Source organism: Streptomyces sp. NPDC048416, from assembly GCF_043200435.1.
Taxonomy (GTDB): Bacteria; Actinomycetota; Actinomycetes; order Streptomycetales; family Streptomycetaceae; genus Streptomyces.
Genome location: NZ_JBICXU010000008.1, coordinates 68,096 through 89,585, shown reverse-complemented (window position 1 = coordinate 89,585; position 21,490 = coordinate 68,096). Strand labels below are relative to the sequence as shown.

The window sequence follows — 21,490 nt, the reverse complement described above, 5'->3', positions numbered from 1 at the left end:
TACGGCTACGGCTACGGCTACGGCTACGGCTACGGCTACGGCTACGGCTACGACAACTCCGGCTCCCGCTCCACGATCCGGCTGTTTTTCGATACGCGTCACGGAGGTATGTCTTGTCCACGAGCTCGGCCGAGGCCGGCGCCGGCACCCCCATCCATGTCGTCCTGGTCAAGTCAGGGCGTACGAAGTTGCGTTACCCGGCATCGGTGGTGTCCGACGACGGGGCCCGGCTGGTCGTGCGCGCGCCCTGGGCGGCCGAGAGCCCACGCGACTTCGGCTTCGTACGGTTCGAGCCGGGCGATGTGTTCACCGAGCACTACTGGCGCGACCGCTGGTACGCCGTGAAGGAGGTACGCGGCGCGGACTCGGCGCTCAAGGGCTGGTACTGCGACATCACCCGGCCCGCGGTGGTGCGGGACGGCGAGCTGATCGCCGAGGACCTGGACCTCGACCTGTGGGTCTCGGCCGACGGCGCCGCCGTACTGCGCCTGGACGAGGACGAGTTCGCCGAAAGCGGTCTGGCCGAGCGCGACCCCGCGGCGGCGGCCCATGCCGTCGCCGCGCTGGACGAGCTCGAACTCCTGGCCAAACTGGGCCAGTTCACCGCGCTCATCGACTGACGCGCCGCCGAACCGCCGGGCTCGCGCGTGCGCCCGGCCGCGCGCGACGGCGCCCGGCCGCGCGCGGCGGCGCGCGATGCGGGCCCACGGCAGGTCTGCGGGCTCCGGCAACCCTGGCCGGCGTCAGGCCGCCGTGGCGATCACCACGTACCGCTCGTCGTGCACGGCGCGTCCCCACAGCCTCGCGTCCTGGGACAGCCGTTCCTGACGCGTCTGGGCCTTCAACTCCGCGAGCACTGCGGTGAGGCGCCGGGCGGGTATGCCGACGTCGCCCCACACTCCCTCGATCAGGATCAGCCGGCCGCCCGGACGCAACAGCGACCACCAGTGCCGCAGCGCCGCTTCGTGGTCGGGCAGGGCCCACACGACATGGCGGGCCAGCACCACGTCGAAGGTGCGCCCTTCGACGGGGGGCCGCGCGGCGTCCCCGACCAGCACTTCGGCGCCCGTGCCGGCCAGTTTGGCCCGGGCCCGCTCCGTCATCCGGGGCGACAGATCGACGGCCGTGACCCGGTGGCCCCGCGCGGCGGCGAGCAGCGACAGGCTCCCGGTGCCGCATCCGAGGTCGAGCACTTCGCCCGCACGGCCCGGCAGCCAGCTCCCGAGACGTTCGTCCCACGCGGCCCGCACGGCAGGGTCGAGCAGGCCGTGGTCGGGCTCCTCGTCGAAGGTGGCGGCGGCCTCGTTCCAGTCGATGTCCATGCCCCGATGCTGCCAGGCGCCACTGACAATCAGCGCCGGTCCGCCTCCGCACCGGCCGCCCGCAAGGGCACTCACCGGGTAGTTCCGGGGGTGTTCACGGGGGGTTGCCGCAGCCACGGCACATCGCGGACAGGCCCGTTCTTAATCACTTCTCAGGGGCTCCTTAACCGCACCATAAGGATGGCCATCCCCCGCTCCCAGCAGGGGATTTCGCGATTTCTTGGGGCTAGCGTGCTGATCGCCGGACGGGACGTCCGGCGATCGGGACCCCCATCACCCGCACGCCGGTGCACCGTCGAAGGAGTACGCCACGATGACCTTCCCCCAGCTCTCCACCGCGTCCGGGCAGCGGGGCCCCCGTCGGCGCAGGGCCGCCGCCACCGCTGTCGCCGTCGGCTTCGTGCCGCTCGCCCTTGCGGGGCTCGCGGCGGGGCCGGCGGCGGCCCACGGTTCCATGACGGATCCGGTCAGCCGGGTCTCGGCCTGTTACGCGGAGGGCCCGGAGAGCCCCAAGTCGGCGGCGTGCAAGGCCGCTGTCGCGGCCAGTGGAGCGCAGGCCTTCTACGACTGGAACGCGGTGAACATGGCCAACGCCGCGGGCAGGTCGAAGGAGATCATCCCGGACGGCAAGCTGTGCAGTGCCGGCAACGACAAGTACCGGGGGCTCGACCTGCCGCGCGCGGACTGGCCCGCCACCCAGCTCACGTCGGGCAGCCACACCTTCCACTACAAGGGAACGGCCCCGCACAAGGGCTCGTTCGCGCTGTACATCACCAAGGACGGTTACGACCCGTCGAAGCCACTCAGGTGGTCGGACCTGGAGGCAACTCCGTTCGCCCAGGTCACCGACCCGCCGATGCGGGGCGGTGACTATGTCTTCGAGGGGAAGATCCCGGCCCGGTCGGGCCGTCACCTGATCTATTCGATCTGGCAGCGTTCGGACAGCCCCGAGGCCTTCTACACCTGCTCCGACGTGGTGTTCGGCAAGGACAGCGGCGGCGCGGGCGCCCCGGTTCCGACGGCGTCCGCGCCCACCGAACAGGAGATCGCGGACGGCGCCGCCAAGTCGACGGTCCAGCACCATCACGGCTCCGCCGCCCCGAGCACCCAGCCGGGCGCCGGCGCGGCGTCCGAGACCGGGACCTCCGGCAACCAGCCTCGGACGGACTCGGCCGCGGCCGCGCCGGCCGGCACGACGGGAACGTCCGCCACGACCGGCTCAACCGGCGCCACCGGCACGGCCGCTGCGGGCGGTACGCAGAACCTCGCCGAGACGGGGAGCGGCAGCAGCACCCCGTATCTGGCGGTGGGAGGCGCGGGGGCGATCGCCGTCGGTGCGGCGGCGCTCTTCGCGACGCTCCGGCGCAGGGGCGCCGCGGCCGGGCGCCACGGCCGCTGACCCGCACGCCCCTGCACGCCCCCGCACGCCGAGCCGCCCCTCCCGGATTGCGGGAGGGGCGGCGGCGTACGGTCGTGCGATCCGGTGGCGCGGTCAGCCGATGACGGAGGCGCAGGTGGTGGGGGTGGCGTGCGCGGGGTCGAGCGCGTTGGTCACCTCGTGGTAAGTGACACGGTCGGTGAGGCCGATCGCCACGTGCTCGGAGAGGTCGAGCGCGCACTTGTCCTGGATGAGGACGTTGTGCACGTCGGGCCCGTTCAGGAACTGCGTCCGGTAGGGGGTGACGACCTCGTCGTACTTGGTCGCGATGACCGTGTAGTGGACGCCGGGGACGGTGTCGCCGCCCTGGTTCAGCTTGGTGACGAACGGGGATCCGGCCATCTGGTCGGCGAGGCCGGGCGTGGCGAGGGTCAGCAGGTCCGCGGCGCCGGGGAAGTACGGCAGGAGCTGGGTCAGGCCGTCGAGGGTGGTGCCGTGGTTGTCGGGAGCGATCCCGACGAGGGCGTTGACCTTGGCCGCGCCGCCGAGGAACTTCAGATACCAGCGCGGCATCATGCCGCCCTGGGAGTGGCCGACCAGATCGGCCTTGGGGGTGCCGGTGGCGGCGAGCACTTTGTCGACGAAGGTGGCGAGCTGGGCGGCCGACTTGTCGATGGGGCCGAGACCGTCGAAGAGGGGCACGCCCGGGAGCTGGCCGTAGTCGAGCGAGAAGACGCAGTACCCGCGGTCGACGAGGTACGGGGCGAGGGCCAGCCAGTTGTCGGTGCCGTTGCCGAAGGTGCCGTGCACCAGGACGACGGGCCGGGGGTGGGTGGCGGAGGGTTTGCAGGAGTAGTTGTTCCAGCCACTGCTCGGCGCGGACTGGGCGTGCGCGGCGGTCGCGGGGGCGAGCGCGGCAGCGGCGGCGAGCAGCAGCGCGGACAGGGGTCTGAGCACACGTTTCCAGGGCAGCATCGGGTGGTCTCCTTGCGGCTCAAGGGGAGTTGCGATGGGGGATTCGCCCTGCGGCCCGGACCACAAGTGAGGTGCCGTACTGGGTGCGTACGGGGCGTGCTCATGCCAAATTACGCACCGGTAGCGTGGGAGTGAAGTTACGCGTCAGTAAAACCTGCGGAGTCGTGCGCCAAGGGTGATAAGGGCGGGTGCGTGGGCGCCGTCATCCGCGACACATCACCCCCGGTCCGCGGCCTCGCTCGCGAGCAGCGTCCCCAGCGCGGTGGCGATGTCCCCGGCGAGCGACTCGTCGACCGGGGCGTGCCCGCTGAGCAGGCGGTACCACATGACACCGAAGGCGAAGTCGACCGCGAGATCGAGGGACACGGCGCCGTCCTGGCGCAACTGGCCGCGCTCCACGCCCCGTTCGAGGATGTCGCGCAGCGCCGCTCGGCGCGGGGTGATCACGTCCTCCTGGAGCTTGCGGGCGAGAGACGCGTCCGCCTGCGCGTCGGCCATCAGGCCCACCACCGCCCGGCCCGCGGGGCCCCGGGTCAGCCGGAAGGTGTGGCCGAGCAGTTCCGCCACGTCGCGGTACACGTCCCCCGTGTCGGGGAACAGCTCGGCGCGGGTGCGGTGCGGGAGCTCGGTCAGCACTTCGAGCAGCACGTCCTGCTTGGTGGGCCACCAACGGTAGATGGTCTGCCGCCCGACCCGCGCCTCGTCCGCGATGCCCTTCATCGTGAGCTCCTGATAGCCGTCCCGTCGGCAGAGCTCCAGCGCGGCGTCGAGCACGGAGCGCCTGGCCGTCTCGCTGCGGGGGCGCCCGCGGGGCGGAGAGCCGTCCGTGGAGCCGCCCTCTGCTTCGTTCTCGTTTTTCTTCATGCGGACAGTTTACAAGACACCGTGCCTCGGAATACTCTTTACGAGACAGCAAGCCTCGAAATGAACGAGGACCTGCGCGACAGGGTCTGGAAGGACTGCACCATGAACGAGCGAGTTGTGATCGTCGGCGGCACATCCGGCATCGGCCTGGCCACGGCGCGGCGCCAGCTCAAGGAGGGCAGGGATGTCGTGGTCACCGGCCGCAGCTCTGAGCGGCTACGGGCGGCGCTGGATGAACTGGCCGCGCTGGAAGGCGCGTCGGGCACGGCGAGCGGTTCGGTCGTGGACGCCCGGGACGAGGCGGCGACCCAGGAATTCTTCGCGGAGCTCGGCCGGGTCGACCATGTGATCGTCGCCGCGACGGGCTCCACGGCGGCGGGACCGTTCCGTTCGGTGACGACGGACGCGTTGCGCGACGCCGCGGAGGGCAAGCTGATAGCGCACAGCCTCACCGCGCGGGCCGCGCTCGACGTCCTCTCCCCCACCGGTTCGATCACCTTCGTGACCGCCGCGTCGGCGGGGGCCGCCATGCCCGGCACGGCCGGCCTGGCCGCGGTCAACGCGTCGGTGGCGGCGATGGTCCCGGTCCTGGCGGTGGAGCTGGCCCCGGTCCGCTGCAACGCGGTGTCCCCGGGGATCGTCGACACCCCGTGGTGGGACTGGATGGACGCCGAGGCGAAGGCGGAGACCTTCGCCGCCTACGCCAAGTCCACACCGGCCGGCCGCTGCGGCCACCCCGAGGACATAGCGGACGCGCTCTCCTTCCTGGTGGGCAACAGCTTCACGACCGGCGTCGTCCTCACGGTGGACGGAGGTGCCCGCCTGGCATCGGGTGCGTAGCCCCGGGGACGGCGGGGCGGATTCGCCAACCTGCCCCCGGCCGGCAGGGGGCCCGAACCGCCGAGCGGTAGCCGCTTGAGCCGGCACGACAGTCCCGAATCGCCCCTGGTCATGGTCCAGGCAGGGGCCAGACCGCGCCCGACAGCAGGTGCCGGGGCACGCCCGACCCGCGTGCGACAGCAGGTGCCGGGGCACGCCCGACCCGCGCCCGACACCGGGAGCCAGGGCACGCCCGACCCGCGTGCGACAGCAGGTGTCAGGCCGCGTCCGACCCGCGTGCGACAGCAGGTGTCAGGCCGCGTCCGACAGGGATCCCGGGATGATGGCGCGGGGGCCGAACTTGGCGCGGGCCCGGTCTGCCACCGCCTCGATACGGCGCGCCCGCTCGTCCTGGGGGTCGAATGTGAGCTGGTGTGCGGCGAGTTCGGCCGTCGCGAGGCCCTCGGCCCGCAGCGCGATGCCTCGCACCCGGGCGCGTTGCAGACCCAGGGCCGCGTGGAGGCCGTAGGCCAGGTCGGCCAGGGCGGGCGAGTGGGCCGAGGGCTCGCGCAGGGCGCGGGTACGGGTCGTGGTGGACTGGTCGGCGTAGCGCACGGTGAGGCTGAGGGAGCGGCACACCTGGCCCTCGCCGCGCAGCCGGACGCCCAGCTCCTCCGCGAGGGAGAGCAGTGCCCGGCGCTGGCGCACCGGGTCCAACTCGTCGCGGGGGAAGGAGCGTTCGGAGGCGATGGAGCGTGCGGAGGCGTTCGGGACCACGGGCGTGCGGTCGATGCCGCGGGCACGTTCTTGGAGCTCGCGTCCCGGCCTCGCGCCGAGGATCCGCTGGGCGGTGCCCGCCGGGGCGTCGGCGAGACGCCCAGCGGTGTCGAGTCCGTACGCGCAGAGGGTGCGGGCGGTCGAGCGGCCGATGCCGTCGAGGGCGCGGACCGGCTTGGTGGCGAGGTAGCGGTCCACCTCGTCCGGGCGCACTGTGCGGGTCGTCCCGGGTCCGGCGTCCCTGGCCGCCATCCTGGCGAGCATCGGGTTGGGTGCGAGCCCGATGGCGCACTCCAGGCCGAAGTGGGCCAGGGCGCGCACCCGCAGGACCGCGGCGAGCTGTCCCGCGTCCTGGCCGAAGTACTTCTCGGCGCCGCTCAGGTCGGCGAGCAGCCCGTCGGGAGGGAGGGCCTGGACGACCGGGGTGAGGTTCTCGGTCAGCGCGATCAGGGGGGAAAGCGCCGCTCCCGCGTCCGCGAGGGCGAAGCGCGCACAGAGGATCATCCCGCGCTCCCTGGGCTTGAGTGCCACAACTTCCGCCCGGTGGCGGCCGGTTCGCCCGCAGGACGCAGGTCGGCCCAGGGGTTCAGTTCGTAGCCGGTGGACAGATGGATGCGGCGGCCGTTGTCGGTGGACGGCTCGGCGGTCGTCGCGGCAGCCGGTTCGGAGGGGCCGGGCCGCTCGGAGGGGCCGGGCTGCTCGGAGGGGGCGGAAGGGACGGGCGGCTCGGGCGGGGCCGCGAGGTGGGCCGCGACCGCGTCCAGGCCGCCCACGCGGCGCAGTTCCACGAGTTCGGCGAGGTTCCAGGCGCGGGCGCCGACCACGCTGAGGCTGCGCGGGCCGCGTCGTTGCACCACGCCGCGCACCAGCAGGAGCCAGGAGTGGAAGACGGTGTAGGCGCAGGCGTCGTGGCTGTCGTCGAAGAAGGCCAGGTCGACCAGGCCCGTGCCGTCGTCCAGGGTGCTGAAGACGACGCGCTTGCCGGAGCGGATCGGCGGGGTCTGGGTGGCCGCCTTGGCGCCCGCGACCAGAACGGTCTGTCCGTGTTCGGCATCGCGCAGCCGCTTGGCGGAGACGACGCCGAGTTCCTTCAGGAAGGCGGTGTGGTCCTCCATCAGATGACGGGAGGCGTCCATGCCGAGGACGCCGAGTTCGGCGCTGAGCCGTTCCGCGTCGTCCAGGTCGGGCAGCCCCGCACCGGCCGTCAAGGCGCCTCCGTCCAGCGGGAGTTGGGAGCCAGGAGCATGACGCAGGCCATGGAGTTCGGACAGGTGGAGCAGCAGGTCGCGCCGGTTGCCGCCGAACGCGTCGAGCGCGCCGATCCGGGCGAGCCGTTCGGCGACCGGGCGGCCGGGCCTGGCCCGCTGCCAGAAATCGCGCAGCGAGGCATAGGGCCGGCCGGCCTCGATCCGCGCGCTCTCGGCCTCGCTGATGCCGTGGACGTCCGCAAGGGCGAGCCGCACCCCCCAGGTGCCGGACACCAGTTCGATTGTGTGGGCGACCGAGGACCGGTTCACGTCCACCGGCAGGATCGGCACTCCGTGCCGCCGCGCGTCCGCGAGCAGCAGGCGCTTCGGGTACATCCCGGGGTCGTGGGTGAGCAGCCCGGCGTAGAAGGCGGCCGGGTGGTGCGCCTTGAGCCAGGCCGACTGATAGGTCGGCACGGCGAACGCGACGGCGTGCGCCTTGCAGAAGCCGTACGAACCGAAGGCCTCGACGATCTCCCAGGTGCGGGCGATCACCTCGGGCGCGTAGCCGCGTTCCTCGGCCCGCTGGGCGAACCAGACCTTGATGCGTGCCTGCGACTCCGGGTCGGAGAGCCCGCGCCGCACCCGGTCGGCCTCGCCCCGGCCGCAGCCGGTCATGATGTTCACGATCTCGATGATCTGCTCGTGGAAGACCACCACCCCGTAGGTGTCGCGCAGCGCGTCCGCCAGGTCGGGGTGCGGGAAGCGGGCCGGGGCCCGCCCGTGCCGGGCTTCGATGAACGGGCGCACCATGTCGGCGGCGACCGGCCCCGGCCGGAACAGCGAGATGTCGACGACGAGGTCGTGGAAGGTCGACGGCTGGAGCCGTCCCACCAGGTCGCGCTGGCCCGGCGACTCGATCTGGAAGCACCCCAGCGTCTCGGCGGATGTGATGAGCCGGTATGTCTTCGCGTCGCCCGGCGGCACCTGCGCCGGGTCGTCGATGTCGAGCTCCTTGCCGGTGGTGCGGCCGATCTCGGTGACCGCGTGGGCCATCGCGGACTGCATCCGCACCCCCAGGACGTCCAGTTTGAGCAGGCCGAGGTCCTCCACGTCCTCCTTGTCGAACTGGGACATGGGAAAACCTTCGCCGCTGGTGGGCATGACGGGGGTGCGGCGCAGCAGCGAGGCGTCCGAGAGGAGCACGCCGCACGGGTGCATGGCGATGCCGCGCGGCAGGGCGTCCAGGGCTTCGACGAGCTCCCAGAGTTTGCCATACTTCTCCATCTCCCCGGCCAGGGACCGCAGTTCGGGGAGTTCCTTCAGGGCGGTGCGGGCGTCGCGGGCCCGGATGTGCGGGAAGGACTTGGCGATCTTGTCGATCACGGCCGGGTCCATGGACAGCGCGGCGCCCACGTCCCGGATGGCGTGCCGCACCCGGTAGGTCTCGGGCATGGAGACGGTGGCGACCCGTTCGGTGCCGAAGCGGTCGATGATCGCGCGGTAGACGTCGAGCCTGCGGGCGGACTCCACGTCGATGTCGATGTCGGGCAGCACCGGCCGCTGCTTGGACAGGAAGCGCTCCATCAGGAGCCCGTTCTCGACGGGATCGGCGTGGGCGATGCCGATGAGGTGGTTGACGAGCGAGCCCGCGCCGGAGCCGCGCGCCGCCACCCGGATGCCCATCTCCCGTACGTCGCCGACGACTTGGGCGACGGTGAGGAAGTACGAGGCGAATCCCCAGTGCGCGATGATGTCCAGCTCGTGGTGCATGCGCTCCCAGTAGGCGCGCCGGCCCGCATAGCCGCGCAGCACCATGCCGGCGGCGGCCCGGGAGGCGAGGACGCGCTGCGGGGTGCGGTCGGCGGCGCCGACCAGATGCGGTTCGGGGAAGTAGGCGAAGGTCTTGATGCCGAGGTCGTCCTGGGGGTCGACGAGGCATTCGGCGGCGCTCTCCTCGGTCATGGCGAGCAGCCGGTGGGCGACGTCACGCCGCCAGCCGGCCGCCTCGGCGACCCGCTCGGCGATCTTGAACATGGCGTCCGGGCCCTTGAGCCAGCGCTCCCCGCTGTCGAACGGCGCCCGTACCGGCACGAGCCGCCGCGCCGCGTCGAGCACGTCGGCGACCTGGCCCTGCCCGGGGTCGGCGTAGCGCGCGGCGTTGGTCAGGACGGCACGTACGCCCTGTTCGGCGGCGAAGCCCACGGTGCGCGCGGCGAGCCGCAGTGAGCCGGGGCCGGTGCCCCTGAGCCCGTGGTGGACGGCTTCGAGACGGAGCGCGTCGCCGTAGATCTCCCGCCAGGGCGCGAGCAGTTTCGCGGCCCGGTCGGGGCGGCCCGCGCTGAGCGCGCGGCCGATCTCGGAGGCCGGCCCGAGCAGCACGGTGAGCCCTTCGGCGGGCAGATCGTCATGGGCCAGGAGCGGGCGGCCCTCGGCGGTGTGCGCGGCGCTGACCAGACGGCAGAGCTCGGCCCAGCCGGTCGCGCCCGCACGGGCGAGGAAGGTGACACGGGGGGCGGATTCGTCGACGAACGCGCCGCCCCGTACGGGGGTGCGCCGGGCCTGGCCCCGGGTGGGACCCGCGTCCCCGAGGTGTTCCGGCACGGCGAGGTCGACGCCGAACAGCGGCCGGATGCCCGCCGTGGCACAGGCCTTGGCGAAGCGGACCGTGCCTGCGAGGGTGTCCCGGTCGGTCAGCGCGAGGGCATCCATGCCCCGGTCGACGGCGCGCTCGGCCAGCCGCTCCGGGTGGGAGGCCCCGTACCGCAGGGAGAACCCGGAAACGGTGTGCAGATGCGTGAAACCGGGCATCCGCACCTCCTACCAATCCGTTCTCACCACCCCCTCCCTTCCACCATAGACCAGTTTCGAACGTACGTGCGACATGTTCGAACGGCCACCTGCCGGGCGGCTCCGGCAGGCGGCCGTCGGGGGCCGACCGGGGGTCCCGACCGTGGTCCCGGCCGTGGTCCCGGCCGCGGTCGGCACGCGGTCAGGCCGTGCCCGGCCGTGATCCGGGCCGCGGTCCCGGCCGCCGTCGGCGCGTGGTCAGGCCGTGGCGCTCGTGATGACCGCGAAGGGCGCACCGAAGGGGTCCAGAAGCATCGCGATGCGCCCCACACCCTCGGTGTCGACGGGGGCGATGATGGCGGTGGCGCCCATTCCCTTGGCCCGGGTCACGGTGGCATCGCAGTCCTCGACCTCGAAGTACGGGTGCCACTCGGAGCGCGAGCCCGCGTCCTGGTTCTGCGGGGGCAGTTGCATGATGCCGCCGTGCATGGTCCGCTCGCCGCCGCCCGCGGGCCCGGCGATGGTGTAGACGACGCCCTCGCCCATGGGCATGTCCCGGGTGTCCCAGGACAGGACGGTGCGGTAGAACTCCTTCACCGTCTCGGCGTCGGTGGTGTACAGCTCGATCCAGCTGACGCTGCCCGGCTCGTTGACGAGTTCGAGGCCGTCGGTGTCCCGGGGTTCCCACACGGCGAACTCGGCGCCCGCCGGGTCCGCGAAGCCGGCCATCCGCCCGGCCGTGAAGACCTCCGCCGGCGGCACGCGCACCGAGCCCCCCGCCTGCTCGACGGCCTTGGCGGTGGCGTCGGCGTCCTCGGTGCGGAAGTACACCGTCCAGGCGGAGTGCGCGCCCTCCTCGGTCAGCAGGCCGATGGCGCCGACGGTCCTGCCGTCCTTCTGCAGGAAGCCGTAGCCCCCCGCCTCCGGGCCCGCGGACTGGAACCGCAGCCCGAACAGGCTCTCGTAGAAGGCGGCGGCCGTGTCGATGTCGGGGGTCCCCAGGTCGAGCCAGGCCAGCCCGCCCGGTACCTGCGTGGAGGTCAGCATTGAGGGTGCTCCTGTCGCGTACGTCGTCCTCCCGGGACAGGCCGCCCCGGGAGCCTGGATCCAGCGTGGCAGCGGGCGCCCCCTCCCGACAGCCGAACGGGTCCGCTCAGCCATTCGGCCCCGCCCCGACTGCGTGAGTGCGTGGCGGGGCCGAGCGTGGGGGCATGACTTTCGTCGACGAGGTGAAGAACGCCGTCAGCGTGCGGGCCGGACTGCTGGTCGTCGGCGTACTGGGACTGATGGTCGCCTTCATCGCGTCCTATGCCGGTGCCTTCCACAGCCCCAAGCCGAAGGACATTCCCTTCGCCGTGGTCGCGCCCCAGCAGGTCAGCGGGCAGCTCACCCGGCGCCTCGGCTCACTGCCCGGCGATCCGCTGGACGTACGCACGGCCAAGGACGAGGCCGACGCCCTGCGGCAGATGCGTGACCGCAGCGTCGACGGGGCCCTGCTCGTCGACCCCCGGGGCACCACCGACAAGCTGCTCGTGGCGAGCGGCGGCGGGGCCTCGCTCGCGCAGGCCGTGGAGGCGATCGCGACAGCCGCAGAGAAGGCCCAGCAGCGCGCCGTCAAGGTGGTCGACGTCGCACCGGCCGCCCGGGACGACTCCCGCACCCTGTCCTCGTTCTACCTCGTCGTCGGCTGGTGCGTGGGCGGCTATCTGTGTGCCGCGATCCTCGCCATCAGCGCGGGCGCCCGGCCCGCCAACCCCCATCGCGCGCTGATCCGGCTCCTGGTGCTCGCGGGGTACTCCATCGCCGCCGGGCTGCTGGGCTCGCTCATCATCGGGCCGGTGCTCGGCGCGCTGCCCGGCAGCTACATCGGGCTCGCCGGGCTCGGCGCGCTGGTCGTGTTCGCGGTGGGGGCCACCACGCTCGCCTTCCAGGGACTCGCCGGAATCATCGGCATCGGACTGGCCATCCTGGTCATCGTCGTCCTCGGCAATCCGAGCGCGGGCGGCGCCTACCCGTATCCGCTGCTCCCGCCGTTCTGGCGGACGATCGGGCCCGGGCTCCCGCCGGGCGCCGGGACCTGGGCGGCCCGGTCCATCGCGTACTTCAAGGGCGAATCCCTCAGTGGCCCCTTGCAGGTGCTCTCGATCTGGGCGGTGCTCGGCGCCGTCGTCACCGTGCTCCTGGCCGGGTTCCGCCGGGACCGGGCCCGCCGGGACGAGCCGGCGGGCGTCTGACGCGACGCGGGCGGGCCCCGCGTGCGCGGGACCTCACACGGGGGAAGGCGGCCACGCCGAAGGATCATCACCGGCCGGCTCCACGGGCGCCTGCGCCGCAGGCACGTCGGGTTCCGTGAGCGCCTGGGCCGCAGGCACGTCGGGTTCCGTGGGCGCATGGGCCGCAGGCACGTCGGGTTCCGTGGGCGCCTGGGCCGCAGGCACGTCGGGTTCCGTGGGCGCCTGGGCTGCAGGTATTGCAGGAGGAGCGGGGGTCTGTGCCGCAGGCACGTCCGGTTCCGTGGGCGCCTGCGCCGCAGGCACGTCGGGGGCGGCAGGCGTCTGCTCCTCGGGCGCATCCAGGGCGACCGGTGTCGGCGTCGCAGGCACGTCCGGGGCTGCGGGCGCCGGGGAGGGGGCACCCTGCTGGGCGCGTTCCAGGAACCTCAGAAGCTCCACCGGGAACGGCAGCACCAGGGTCGAGTTCTTCTCCGCGGCCACCGCCACCACCGTCTGTAGCAGCCGTAGCTGGAGCGCGGCCGGCTCCTGCGACATCACCCCGGCCGCCTCGGCCAGCTTCTTCGAGGCCTGGAGCTCGGCGTCCGCGTTGATCACCCGGGCCCGCCGCTCACGGTCGGCCTCCGCCTGGCGGGCCATCGAGCGCTTCATCGTCTCCGGCAGCGACACGTCCTTGATCTCGACGCGGTCGATCTGGACGCCCCAGCCGATGGCCGGGCTGTCGATCATCAACTCCAGGCCCTGGTTGAGCTTTTCCCTGTTCGACAGGAGGTCGTCCAGGTCACTCTTTCCGATGATGGAGCGCAGCGAGGTCTGGGCCATCTGCGCGACCGCGAACTGGTAGTCCTCGACCTGGATGAGCGCATCCGTCGGCTCGATCACCTTGAAGTAGATCACCGCGTCCACACGCACCGTGACGTTGTCCCGGGTGATGCCGTCCTGCGCGGGCACCGGCATCGTCACGATCTGCATGTTCACCTTCCGCAGCCGGTCGACGAAGGGGACGATCATCGTCAGACCGGGGCCGCGCACCGAGTCCTTCAGCCGGCCGAGCCGCAGCACCACCCCGCGCTCGTACTGCTTGACGACCCGCGCCGCCGCCAGCACATAGACGACGCCGACCGAGCCGACGGCGATGCCGGCCGTCACGAGTGCCTCGACCATCACGGCCCCCAAGGGTGGCGAATCGGACGTGTCCTTCGACGGTAACTCCGCTTCTCCCCCAGGGGGAGGCGTTCAGCGCCGGTTGCGGTTGCCGGCCATCCAGGCGGCAGCGTGCTCGACGGCCGCCCGGACGGGGAAGAGCTGTGCGCCGCCCCGCCCCAGGGCGCCGCGGGCCAGGTGCCGGGCGGGAAAGGCGGCGCCGATGCGGGCGAAGTCGCTGTCGTCGAGCTCGGCGTCCCGGTAGGTGAACCAGGTGGCCGCGCCCGCGTCGTCCTTGATCACCGCCCGGTAGGTACGCACCGGCCTCGGCGGCACCAGGTACTCCGCGAAGTGGAAGGCGGTGCACACCTCGAACCCGACATTGACCAGGAGGACCTGCGCCTCGGCGGCGATCAGCCCGGCGAGCGGGGAGTCCTCGCCGAAGTGGCAGTCCCTGGCGTGGCCCTTCATGAGCTCCGCGGCCCGGCCGCCGAGCGCCGCGAAGGAGGTCTGGGGGTGGTCGCTGCGGGCGGCGCCGGGGGTGGTTCTGACCCGTTCGGCCAGCCGTCCCATCCCCGGGCACGGGGTGCGCTCCGGGTCGAAGGGCGCCATCGCGGCCCGGAAGGCGGCCGGATCGGGGGCCCGGCTCACCAGGGCGAGATGGGCCGGCGAGGTGTCGGAGTTCTCGGGCGTGAACGCCGGGACCACCAGAGTCCCCCGGGGCCCGAGCACCGTACGCAGCGCGTTCAGGAGCACGTCGTCGCGCAGCCCGGTGCCGCGCAGCGAGGCGTGGACGAGGAGGACCCCGCCTTCCTGGACGCCGAGTGCGCGCAGTTGGGCGACCGGACCGGCCGCGTCGCGCCCCGGCCCCCGATGGTCGGCGCCACCCCCGGCCACATGCTCGGAACGGCCCTCGGTACGGGCCTCGGCACGACCTTCAGTACGGCCGTCGGTACGACCTTCAGTACGGCCCCCGGTACGGCCCTCGGCTCTGCCCTCGACGCTGTTTTCGGTTCTGTTTTCGGCGGTTTGGCCAACGGCGCTGTCGGCACAGTTACCGGCACTGTTGTCGGCGCTGCTGTCGGCACCGTTGTCGGCCACGCGAGACCTCTTCCCCTTACCGGCAGGGCGCGCATCGAGCACCGTCCACTCCCCCACTCGCCCACTCCCCACTCCCCACTCCCCCATGACAATGGCCACGGGCCGGCCACGCCCCCGCCGCGCACCTGCCCCACAATCTCGCGAAAAGGAAGCAGGAGCCAGCGGTTCCTGTCATTCCGCGGTTTTGGCGAGGGTGGGAATTCGACCGTCCGGCCCGGGAGTTCTCCCGGGAATGCCCTCGTGCCCCGCGCCACCCGCCCGTCGCAGCCTTCCCGCCCGACACGCCCAGGGGAAGAATCCTGCCAACTCCGTTCGCAGCGACACGAGTTGAAGGTACGGACTTGCGGCCAGGACAGCCCACCCGAACGTCCGGAGACCTCATGGGCATCCTGCCGACGGCCCGGTCCGCACGGCGGACGGGGCTGAATTCGCGGGGTTTTCACTTACGCCCCGCAGTGGGGGACAACCGCACCTGGACAGTGATACCGGCACATGCACCGTTGCAGTGTCGGCGGGACGACTTTACTCTCGTCCCCACCAGCGGATGGAGCACGCAAACAGGGCGCACACCTGCCATCCCTCACCAGGAATGCAGGAAAAACCGCAGACGGGGGTGCATGTGACGGCGATTCCCGGCCCATTGCAGAGCATGGTCTTCCGGAACGCGGATCTGCCGGGCCTTTTCCATCACGCGGACACACTGGCGATCGGCCGCCAGCAGTCGGCGGTCAAGCTCACCCGCACCCAGCTCTCCCTCCTGGTGGTGGGTGCGGCGGCCTCGGCACTGCCGCACGTGCGGGTCGGCCACGACTTCCAGGTGTTCAGTTCGTTGAGTGCCCTCGCCTACGCCGGGGCGCTGCTCGCGACCTTCGGGGCGGCCCGGCGCCACGCCGCGTCGCACTGGCAACTCAACCGGTCCGCCGCGGAGTTCATCAAGTCGATGTGCTGGCGCTACGCCGTGCACGGCGCCCCCTTCGACCTCGGAGCCCCCGACCCGGACGCGCTGTTCGTCGCCCGCGTCGAGGAGGGGCTGCGGGAGCTGAAGAAGGTGGGCTGGCGCGACCCACGCGACGACGGTGAGCTCGCCTCCGGAGGCCTTGTCACGCCCAGCATGCGGGAGTTACGGGGCAAGTCGTTCAACGTGCGCAAGGAGACGTACGTACGCGACCGGCTGATCGAGCAGCGCAACTGGTACCGGCGCCGGCAGGAGACCTCGCGGCGGGCGACCCGGCTGTGGTCGACGGCGATCACGCTGCTGACCCTTCTCGCGCTGTTCTTCGCCGTGCTCCAGACCTTCTCGGTCGCCCGGGAGGTCGACACGGCGGGATTTCTGTCGGCCGCGGCCGCGGCCTGCCTCGCCTGGAGCGAGATCCGCCGCCACCAGCCGCTGATATCGGCCCACGCGCTGGTGGAACAGGATCTGATGGAGATGCATGTGGCGATGGAGCACACGGTGACCGAACGGCAGTGGCCGCAGGCCGTGTACGAGACCGAGCGCATCGTCTCCCCGCAGCACACCGACTGGCTTGCCCGGCTGCGCAGTTGACCCGCGCCGGTCTCACGCCCGGCGGCTGCCCTCGCGCCAGACGACCGTGACCGGCCTGCCGAGGCCCCGGGCGTACCGCACGATGTCGCCGGTGCCGCCGAGGCCGCGGGCCGGCAGGCCGTCCCAGACGGCGACGAGCCGGTCGCAGTTGTCCGCGATGTACGCACCGGCCGCGTAGTACGCCTCGTCCGTGGAGTGCGGGTAGCCGAGCGCGACCTCCTGGCTCGCCCGGCGCTTCAGGCCCCGGTAGTGGGCCAGTTCGGCGGCGTCGGCGAAGCCGTCCTCGTAGTCGCCGCTCGGGATCACCACGGTGAGGGCGGCGCCGCAGTCCAGGGCGATGGCGGCGAAGAGCTGGTCGGCGCCGGTGGCGAGGCTGGAGAGCGCTTCGAGGGAGCCTTCCAGCCCGCACAGCAGCGCGCGCAGCCGGTCACGGATCTCCTCGAAGGCGTCGGGAGGGATGTCGCGGTGGCCGGTCACTCCGATGCGCTTCACTGCGTCTCACCCCGTGTGTCCGGCGCCGGTCACCGGCGGACCGCTCTTCGTCCCGCCCCTGCACATCCTCTCAAATCAGCGCATCACGTCCAGCCGGAAGCCCTCGTCCGGTTCTCCCGGACGAGGGCTCGGGCGGTGCCGTACACAGCGGAGCTGAGGGAACGTCAGAAAAGGCTCACGCCATAGGCGTTCATGGCTTCGACCACCGGCTGGAAGAACGTCGTTCCGCCGGATGAGCAGTTGCCGCTGCCGCCCGAGGTGAGACCGAGCGCGGTGGAGCCGGCGTAGAGGGGGCCGCCGGAGTCGCCGGGCTCGGCGCACACGGTGGTCTTGACGAGGCCGGAGACGACGTCACCGTTGCCGTAGTTGACCGTCTGGTTGAGCGCGGTGACCTTGCCGCTGTGAACACCGGTGGTCGAGCCGCGCCGGGTGACCGTCTGGCCGACCGTCGGATTGGCGGCGCTGGTGATGGGCTGGCTGCCCACCGCGCTCGGGTGCGCGAGCGAGGTGTTGGTGTACTGGACGAGCCCGTAGTCGTTGCCCGGGAAGCTGGTGCCCACGGTGGGGCCGATGCTCGTCGAGTGCGAGGAGTTGGTGTAGTAGTTCGGGTAGCCCTCGGTGCAGTGACCCGCCGTCAGGAAGTAGTACGTGGAGCCCTTCTTGACGTTGAAGCCGAGCGAGCAGCGCCAGCTGGTGGCGTAGATGGCGTCGCCGCCGGAGAGCAGCTTGGTGAACTTTCCGGGGGTCCGCTCGATGGATATCGCGCCGACGTTGGCCCCGGCCTCGCGTCTGATCTTCGCCAGGTCCGCCGCCGAGACGGTCGAGTCGGCGGTGACGAGGACCTTGCCGGTCGCGCTGTCCACGCTCCAGGCGGTTCCGGCGACGTCCGCGCCGAGGACGGCGTCGCTCGCGGCGGTCAGCTCGGCGGCTTGGAAGGCGTGCGCCGGGGCGGCGTTGGCGTTGGCGTTGGGTACGGCGATCGCCACGGCGGCGAGCAGTCCGGCGGCGACGGCGCCGATCTTGAGGCGTCTCGCCGGGCCTGACGGGGATGTGGGGGTGGTGCGCTTGATCCTCACTCTTTTCCTCCCGAGGGGAATCGTGGGGTCCGTGCACATGGGGGGACCCCGTGAGGCGCAGCCAAGGATGACGGCAGCACGGAAAGACGCCGACCGTGCTCCTGACAAGCGCTGCGGAGGAGTATTCGGGGGGCCGGCCGGGGCGCGCAAGGGGGCCTTCTGGCCGGAACTCGCAGGCGTGCGTATCCCAGGGGCAGTTGGTGCCGGAGGTGCGGACGGGGTGCTTCCGCGTAGGGATGCAGAGGGCGGGGGCCGCCCGTCGGCCGGAAGGTGTCCGCGCCCGTCCACCGGCCCCCGCGCGCGTCGCACAAGGCACAAGGAGGTGGCGGGTTCACATCGGCCGGGGGGTTTCGGCGGGGACGACGCCGAAGTGGCGGCGGGCGGTGGTGAGAGCCAGGTCCTGCACGGCGAACGCGGTGAGGTAGTACGCCTGTGGGGGCGTCCCCGGCTGCACGGTCAGCGTGAAGTCCGCCTCGCGCTCCCCGTCGGCGGTGGCACGGATTTTCCGGAGGCGGGGGCTCACCTCGCAGTTGGCGCGCAGATAGCCGGGGACGAACAGGCCCACCCGCACGGGACCGCTGCGACTGCCACGCACGGCGACCCGGACCCGCAGGGTGCCGCCCTGGCTGACGTCGTCCTCGGCGTGGACCGAAAGGGCGGGCGAATCCGGGAGACGGAAGGACACGTCGCCGCAGCGGGGGCAGATGACGCACTCGGTGTCGAGTGCCGTGGGCACCAGGGCGCGCTTGATGTAGAGCTGCGCCGGGCGGCCGCACTGGCACAGCACCTCCCGTACGGAGTCCGGGTCGGCGGTGCTGCGGTCGCCGAAGTGGGCCGGATAGTCGGCGAGTTCGTTCTCCGGTTCCTCGCCGAGCTGCTGGGCGATGGTGTGGTCGAGGGACTGGAGGTCGTCGAGGAGGACGCGCCGGGCCTGAGCCGCGTCCTGCGCGGCCACCGCACGCCGCGTGACCTGCTGCTCCACCTTGCCCGCGAGCTTGACGAGACGGGGACGCAGCCGGTTGCTCCCCGGCAGCAGTCCGCCGGCGAGGTAGGCGGTGAGCCGTGCGGAGGCGGTGAGCAGCAGGGGGTCGGGAGCCGACGACGGCCGGGCGGGGGCCGTGCCGGTGTCGGGGGCCATGCCGAAGTGGAGGTAGGCGGGGAAGGGCTGAGCGGTGGCGATGCTCTCGTTGAGCGCGGTGACGGAGGGGGCTCCGGCGAGGACGGCGTCCATCCAGGCGGTGTTCTCCGGCCGGTCCGAGTCGTGGACGGTGATGGCCGCGACGACGTCCTTGGCGGTGCCGTCGATGGCGTTGAGCATGAGCTGGTACTTGGGGTCGTAGGTCGCCGCGTCGGCGAAGGGCGCGTTGTTGCACGAGCTCAGGACCACCTCGGCGGCGCGCACCTCACGCAGCTGGATCAGTTTGTCCATGGGCTTGTAGCAGGTGGGCCCGTAGGCGCAGGAGGGCCCGAGCAGACCGGGGCTTCGGGGTGCGGCTTCGTTGAGGCCGCAGACGGTGAAGTCGGCGAGGTTGATCGAGTCGTCCTTGCCGTGGCCCTGGAAGAGGATCCGCCGCCATGGGGTGCCCAGCACCTCGGCCTTGACGTCCTCGCTCTCCACACCGCGTTCGTCCCGCAGCAGCACACCGGCGGGGGCGGCCGGCCGGTCGGTGGAGGTGAACAGCCCGAGCGCGACGACGTCGGGGGCCACCTGGGCGTACTGCTTGGCGGTGAACCAGGCGAGGGAGACGGCGTCGCGTCCGGTGAGGAAGGTCGCCTGGATGCCGTGGTGGCGCTGGGCGGCGAGCAGCGTCCGCCACAGCGGGGCGAGCGTGAAGTGCTCGTACGTTCCGGCCACCAGCAGGGCGTGCTCGCCGTGGTCCGCGTCGAACAGTGCCTCGGTCAGTTCCGCCTCGTCGAGCCAGGTCGTGGCGAGGGGTGTGATCAGCTCGGCGAGTCCGGCGGGCAGGGCGTCGGCGCCCAGGAGTACGCCACGCGCGTGCGGCGCCGGGCGGCTCACCGCCGCGTAGAGGGACGCCGACCGCTCCACGGAAGCCAGCACGTCCGCGCGCCCGCCGGTCAGGACCGGGACGGGTCCCGAGGACGCGGCGCCGAGGAAATCCTCGACCGCGGCGGCGTATGCGCCGGGGTCGTCGGTCGCGGCGAACACCGGGGCGGCCGGGGGGCCGGCGGGCGCCGACGACACCGGGGGGCCGGTCGGCGCCGGGGACACCGCGGACCCGGCGGGCACGGCGGACGCCGGTTCTTCGGCGGGGGCGTGGGGCGCGGACTGCATGGCGGTGACTCCTTCACGAAGGGCTGGGGGGCTGGTGGATCAGGGTGTGCCGGGGCGCGGCGACTGGCGCGAGGTGCCGTGCCGGATGCCGCGACCCCGGCCCCGGTCGCGACCCCGGCCCCGGTCCGCCAGGCCCCCCCTACGGCTCCGAGTCCCAGGCAAGCGTCTCGGCGAGGGTGCGCCAGATCTCGGAGGCGAGATGGATGTTGGAGGCGTCCTCCGCCTCCCGGGCGAGCTCTTCGACGTTGCGTACGCCGGTGTCGCGGTCGCCCTCCAGGATCAGGATCTGGTTGGAGAGCACCTCAAGGCGGACGCGGTCGCGGAACGTGAGCTGTGGGAGGGCGTCCTTGAGCTGGTCGTACAGGGCGCGGGCCTGCTCCAGATCCCTCTGCTGGAAAGCCAAATGGGTCTTGATGACGAGCATTTCCTGCCGGTGCAGCGGGCTGCCCACCAGGTCGAGGGCCCGTTCGGCCTCTTCGAGGCACCGGCGGGCCTCGGCCACCCGGCGCGGCGTCATCTGGAGATACAGCGAGCATGCGGCCAGCCGCAACCGCAGCCACAGGATGAGCCCGTCGTGGCTCGGCAGTTCGTCCAAGGCGCGCTCCAACAGCTCCGAGGCGCCGGTGTAGTCGTTCTGACGGATGCGTACGTTGGCGACCGCCCACAGCACCTCGGCCCGCAGGACGGTGCCCAACTCCTCGATCACGCCCAGCAGTTGCTCGGCGTGCGAGCGCGCCTCGGCCATCATGCCCGATTCGGACTCCACCGAGATGAGCACCAGCTGGGCACGGACGGTGTCGGACACCGGAAGCACCTGGTCGGCGACGGTGGAGACGGCCATCTGCGCGACGACGCGGGACTCCTCGATCTCGCCGACCGCGCGCAGACACCTCGCGAGCAGCGTGCGGGCACGCACCTGGAAGGTGGGGACCCCCATGCGGTCACTGAGTTCGGTGAGTTCCCGTGCGGTGGAGAGCTCCTGCTGCCGGGTGCCCAGCTTCGCGTGGAGCTGGGCGAGTTTCCACAGCGAGAGCCAGCGCAGGCTCAGGTCCTCGCCCCGCTCGGCGCGTACGACCTCTTCGAGGAGCCTGACGGCGTCGTCGTTGTCGTCCGACGAGCTGGCCGACGCCAGCGCCCGGCCCAGCGGGGACATCTGCGTCGCCTCGAAGACCGACGACGGGACGCCCAGACGCTCCGTCAGATGAGTGAGGATCTTCACGGTCGGGCGTCGGGTACCGGACTCCAGACGTGACAAGTACGCGGTGGACATGCCGCCCTCGGCGACCTGGGCCTGCGACAGGCCACGTTCTTGCCGGAGTGCTTTCAACTGCTGTCCGAACGAAGGTTGTTCGAGCACTTCCGCCATCCCATGCTCCGCGAGCCAGAAGATCGGGGCTGTCCCGTCGGGCACTGCCCGGGCCGGCCCCCTGTCGTGCTTGCCACCGGGTGGGGCAATGCCGAAGCATGGTGCCACGCCCGTCAACGCATTGCCAATA

The 21,490-nt window shown here is 72.1% G+C and carries 16 protein-coding genes and 1 pseudogene; 5 read left to right on the top strand and 12 right to left on the bottom strand.

Going from position 1 to position 21,490, the window contains the following annotated elements; translation table 11 throughout:
- The first annotated feature begins 113 nt into the window (after positions 1-113).
- Positions 114-620: a DUF402 domain-containing protein gene (locus ACGFW5_RS13310; RefSeq protein WP_393834319.1), complete on the top strand. Its 507-nt coding sequence runs from the start codon at positions 114-116 to the stop codon at positions 618-620.
- Positions 621-749: 129 nt separating this feature from the next.
- On the opposite strand, the pseudogene ACGFW5_RS13305 reads toward ACGFW5_RS13310, so the two are convergent.
- A pseudogene (locus ACGFW5_RS13305) lies at positions 750-1,322 on the bottom strand (class I SAM-dependent methyltransferase); the annotation flags it as partial.
- A gap of 313 nt (positions 1,323-1,635) precedes the next feature.
- Between ACGFW5_RS13305 and ACGFW5_RS13300 the strand changes: the two are divergent.
- Positions 1,636-2,721: a lytic polysaccharide monooxygenase gene (locus ACGFW5_RS13300; protein ID WP_393834318.1), complete on the top strand. Its 1,086-nt coding sequence runs from the start codon at positions 1,636-1,638 to the stop codon at positions 2,719-2,721.
- A gap of 93 nt (positions 2,722-2,814) precedes the next feature.
- Here the strand turns inward: ACGFW5_RS13300 and ACGFW5_RS13295 are convergent, their stop codons facing one another.
- On the bottom strand, positions 2,815-3,675 hold the full coding sequence (locus ACGFW5_RS13295) for an esterase/lipase family protein (RefSeq protein ID WP_393834317.1): 861 nt from the start codon (positions 3,673-3,675) through the stop codon (positions 2,815-2,817).
- A gap of 216 nt (positions 3,676-3,891) precedes the next feature.
- Complete coding sequence (locus tag ACGFW5_RS13290) at positions 3,892-4,539, bottom strand: TetR/AcrR family transcriptional regulator (RefSeq protein ID WP_393834316.1); 648 nt, start codon at positions 4,537-4,539, stop codon at positions 3,892-3,894.
- A 102-nt stretch (positions 4,540-4,641) separates the two neighbouring features.
- Between ACGFW5_RS13290 and ACGFW5_RS13285 the strand changes: the two genes are divergently transcribed.
- Positions 4,642-5,379, top strand: coding sequence for an SDR family oxidoreductase (locus ACGFW5_RS13285; RefSeq protein WP_393834315.1), 738 nt, complete (start codon positions 4,642-4,644; stop codon positions 5,377-5,379).
- A 291-nt stretch (positions 5,380-5,670) separates the two neighbouring features.
- Here the strand turns inward: ACGFW5_RS13285 and ACGFW5_RS13280 are convergent, their stop codons facing one another.
- From ACGFW5_RS13280 to ACGFW5_RS13270, 3 genes are all read right to left on the bottom strand, one after another.
- Positions 5,671-6,639: a hypothetical protein gene (locus ACGFW5_RS13280; RefSeq protein ID WP_393834314.1), complete on the bottom strand. Its 969-nt coding sequence runs from the start codon at positions 6,637-6,639 to the stop codon at positions 5,671-5,673.
- A complete protein-coding gene (locus ACGFW5_RS13275) occupies positions 6,636-10,133 on the bottom strand; it encodes a DNA polymerase III subunit alpha (RefSeq protein ID WP_393834313.1) in 3,498 nt (1,165 codons plus the stop codon). Before ACGFW5_RS13275 ends, ACGFW5_RS13280 begins: the two co-directional genes overlap by 4 nt.
- Before the next feature lie 237 nt (positions 10,134-10,370).
- Positions 10,371-11,159 (bottom strand): VOC family protein, encoded by a 789-nt coding sequence (locus ACGFW5_RS13270; protein WP_393834312.1) that lies wholly within the window; start codon positions 11,157-11,159, stop codon positions 10,371-10,373.
- A 164-nt stretch (positions 11,160-11,323) separates the two neighbouring features.
- Between ACGFW5_RS13270 and ACGFW5_RS13265 the strand changes: the two genes are divergently transcribed.
- Positions 11,324-12,346: an ABC transporter permease gene (locus tag ACGFW5_RS13265; RefSeq protein ID WP_393834311.1), complete on the top strand. Its 1,023-nt coding sequence runs from the start codon at positions 11,324-11,326 to the stop codon at positions 12,344-12,346.
- 33 nt (positions 12,347-12,379) lie between these two features.
- Here the strand turns inward: ACGFW5_RS13265 and ACGFW5_RS13260 are convergent, their stop codons facing one another.
- A complete protein-coding gene (locus ACGFW5_RS13260; RefSeq protein ID WP_393834310.1) occupies positions 12,380-13,507 on the bottom strand; it encodes an SPFH domain-containing protein in 1,128 nt (375 codons plus the stop codon).
- Between the two features lie 72 nt (positions 13,508-13,579).
- Positions 13,580-14,383 carry an aminoglycoside N(3)-acetyltransferase gene (locus tag ACGFW5_RS13255; RefSeq protein ID WP_393834309.1) on the bottom strand — a complete coding sequence of 268 codons (804 nt, stop codon included), beginning with the start codon at positions 14,381-14,383 and terminating at the stop codon, positions 13,580-13,582.
- 853 nt (positions 14,384-15,236) lie between these two features.
- Here ACGFW5_RS13255 and ACGFW5_RS13250 point away from each other — a divergent pair.
- Positions 15,237-16,133 (top strand): DUF4231 domain-containing protein, encoded by an 897-nt coding sequence (locus ACGFW5_RS13250; protein WP_393834308.1) that lies wholly within the window; start codon positions 15,237-15,239, stop codon positions 16,131-16,133.
- A 12-nt stretch (positions 16,134-16,145) separates the two neighbouring features.
- Here ACGFW5_RS13250 and ACGFW5_RS13245 read toward each other — a convergent pair whose 3' ends face one another.
- The 4 genes from ACGFW5_RS13245 to ACGFW5_RS13230 form a co-directional block, all read right to left on the bottom strand.
- The gene (locus ACGFW5_RS13245; protein ID WP_393834307.1) at positions 16,146-16,625 is read right to left on the bottom strand and encodes a hypothetical protein; all 480 of its coding nucleotides are present in this window, start codon (positions 16,623-16,625) and stop codon (positions 16,146-16,148) included.
- Positions 16,626-16,789: 164 nt separating this feature from the next.
- The gene (locus ACGFW5_RS13240) at positions 16,790-17,701 is read right to left on the bottom strand and encodes a S1 family peptidase (RefSeq protein WP_393834306.1); all 912 of its coding nucleotides are present in this window, start codon (positions 17,699-17,701) and stop codon (positions 16,790-16,792) included.
- A gap of 331 nt (positions 17,702-18,032) precedes the next feature.
- Positions 18,033-19,994, bottom strand: coding sequence for a hypothetical protein (locus ACGFW5_RS13235; RefSeq protein ID WP_393834305.1), 1,962 nt, complete (start codon positions 19,992-19,994; stop codon positions 18,033-18,035).
- A gap of 139 nt (positions 19,995-20,133) precedes the next feature.
- Positions 20,134-21,360 (bottom strand): helix-turn-helix domain-containing protein, encoded by a 1,227-nt coding sequence (locus tag ACGFW5_RS13230; protein ID WP_393834304.1) that lies wholly within the window; start codon positions 21,358-21,360, stop codon positions 20,134-20,136.
- Between the last annotated feature and the right edge of the window lie 130 nt (positions 21,361-21,490).

Bases quoted from the DNA above. Each gene is read 5' to 3' on its own strand.
- ACGFW5_RS13300 (WP_393834318.1), top strand. From the start codon at position 1,636: ATGACCTTCCCCCAGCTCTCCACCGCGTCCGGGCAGCGGGGCCCCCGT.
- ACGFW5_RS13295 (WP_393834317.1), bottom strand. From the start codon at position 3,675: ATGCTGCCCTGGAAACGTGTGCTCAGACCCCTGTCCGCGCTGCTGCTC.
- ACGFW5_RS13290 (WP_393834316.1), bottom strand. From the start codon at position 4,539: ATGAAGAAAAACGAGAACGAAGCAGAGGGCGGCTCCACGGACGGCTCT.
- ACGFW5_RS13285 (WP_393834315.1), top strand. From the start codon at position 4,642: ATGAACGAGCGAGTTGTGATCGTCGGCGGCACATCCGGCATCGGCCTG.
- ACGFW5_RS13280 (WP_393834314.1), bottom strand. From the start codon at position 6,639: ATGATCCTCTGTGCGCGCTTCGCCCTCGCGGACGCGGGAGCGGCGCTT.
- ACGFW5_RS13275 (WP_393834313.1), bottom strand. From the start codon at position 10,133: ATGCCCGGTTTCACGCATCTGCACACCGTTTCCGGGTTCTCCCTGCGG.
- ACGFW5_RS13270 (WP_393834312.1), bottom strand. From the start codon at position 11,159: ATGCTGACCTCCACGCAGGTACCGGGCGGGCTGGCCTGGCTCGACCTG.
- ACGFW5_RS13265 (WP_393834311.1), top strand. From the start codon at position 11,324: ATGACTTTCGTCGACGAGGTGAAGAACGCCGTCAGCGTGCGGGCCGGA.
- ACGFW5_RS13260 (WP_393834310.1), bottom strand. From the start codon at position 13,507: ATGGTCGAGGCACTCGTGACGGCCGGCATCGCCGTCGGCTCGGTCGGC.
- ACGFW5_RS13250 (WP_393834308.1), top strand. From the start codon at position 15,237: ATGGTCTTCCGGAACGCGGATCTGCCGGGCCTTTTCCATCACGCGGAC.
- ACGFW5_RS13235 (WP_393834305.1), bottom strand. From the start codon at position 19,994: ATGCAGTCCGCGCCCCACGCCCCCGCCGAAGAACCGGCGTCCGCCGTG.
- ACGFW5_RS13230 (WP_393834304.1), bottom strand. From the start codon at position 21,360: ATGGCGGAAGTGCTCGAACAACCTTCGTTCGGACAGCAGTTGAAAGCA.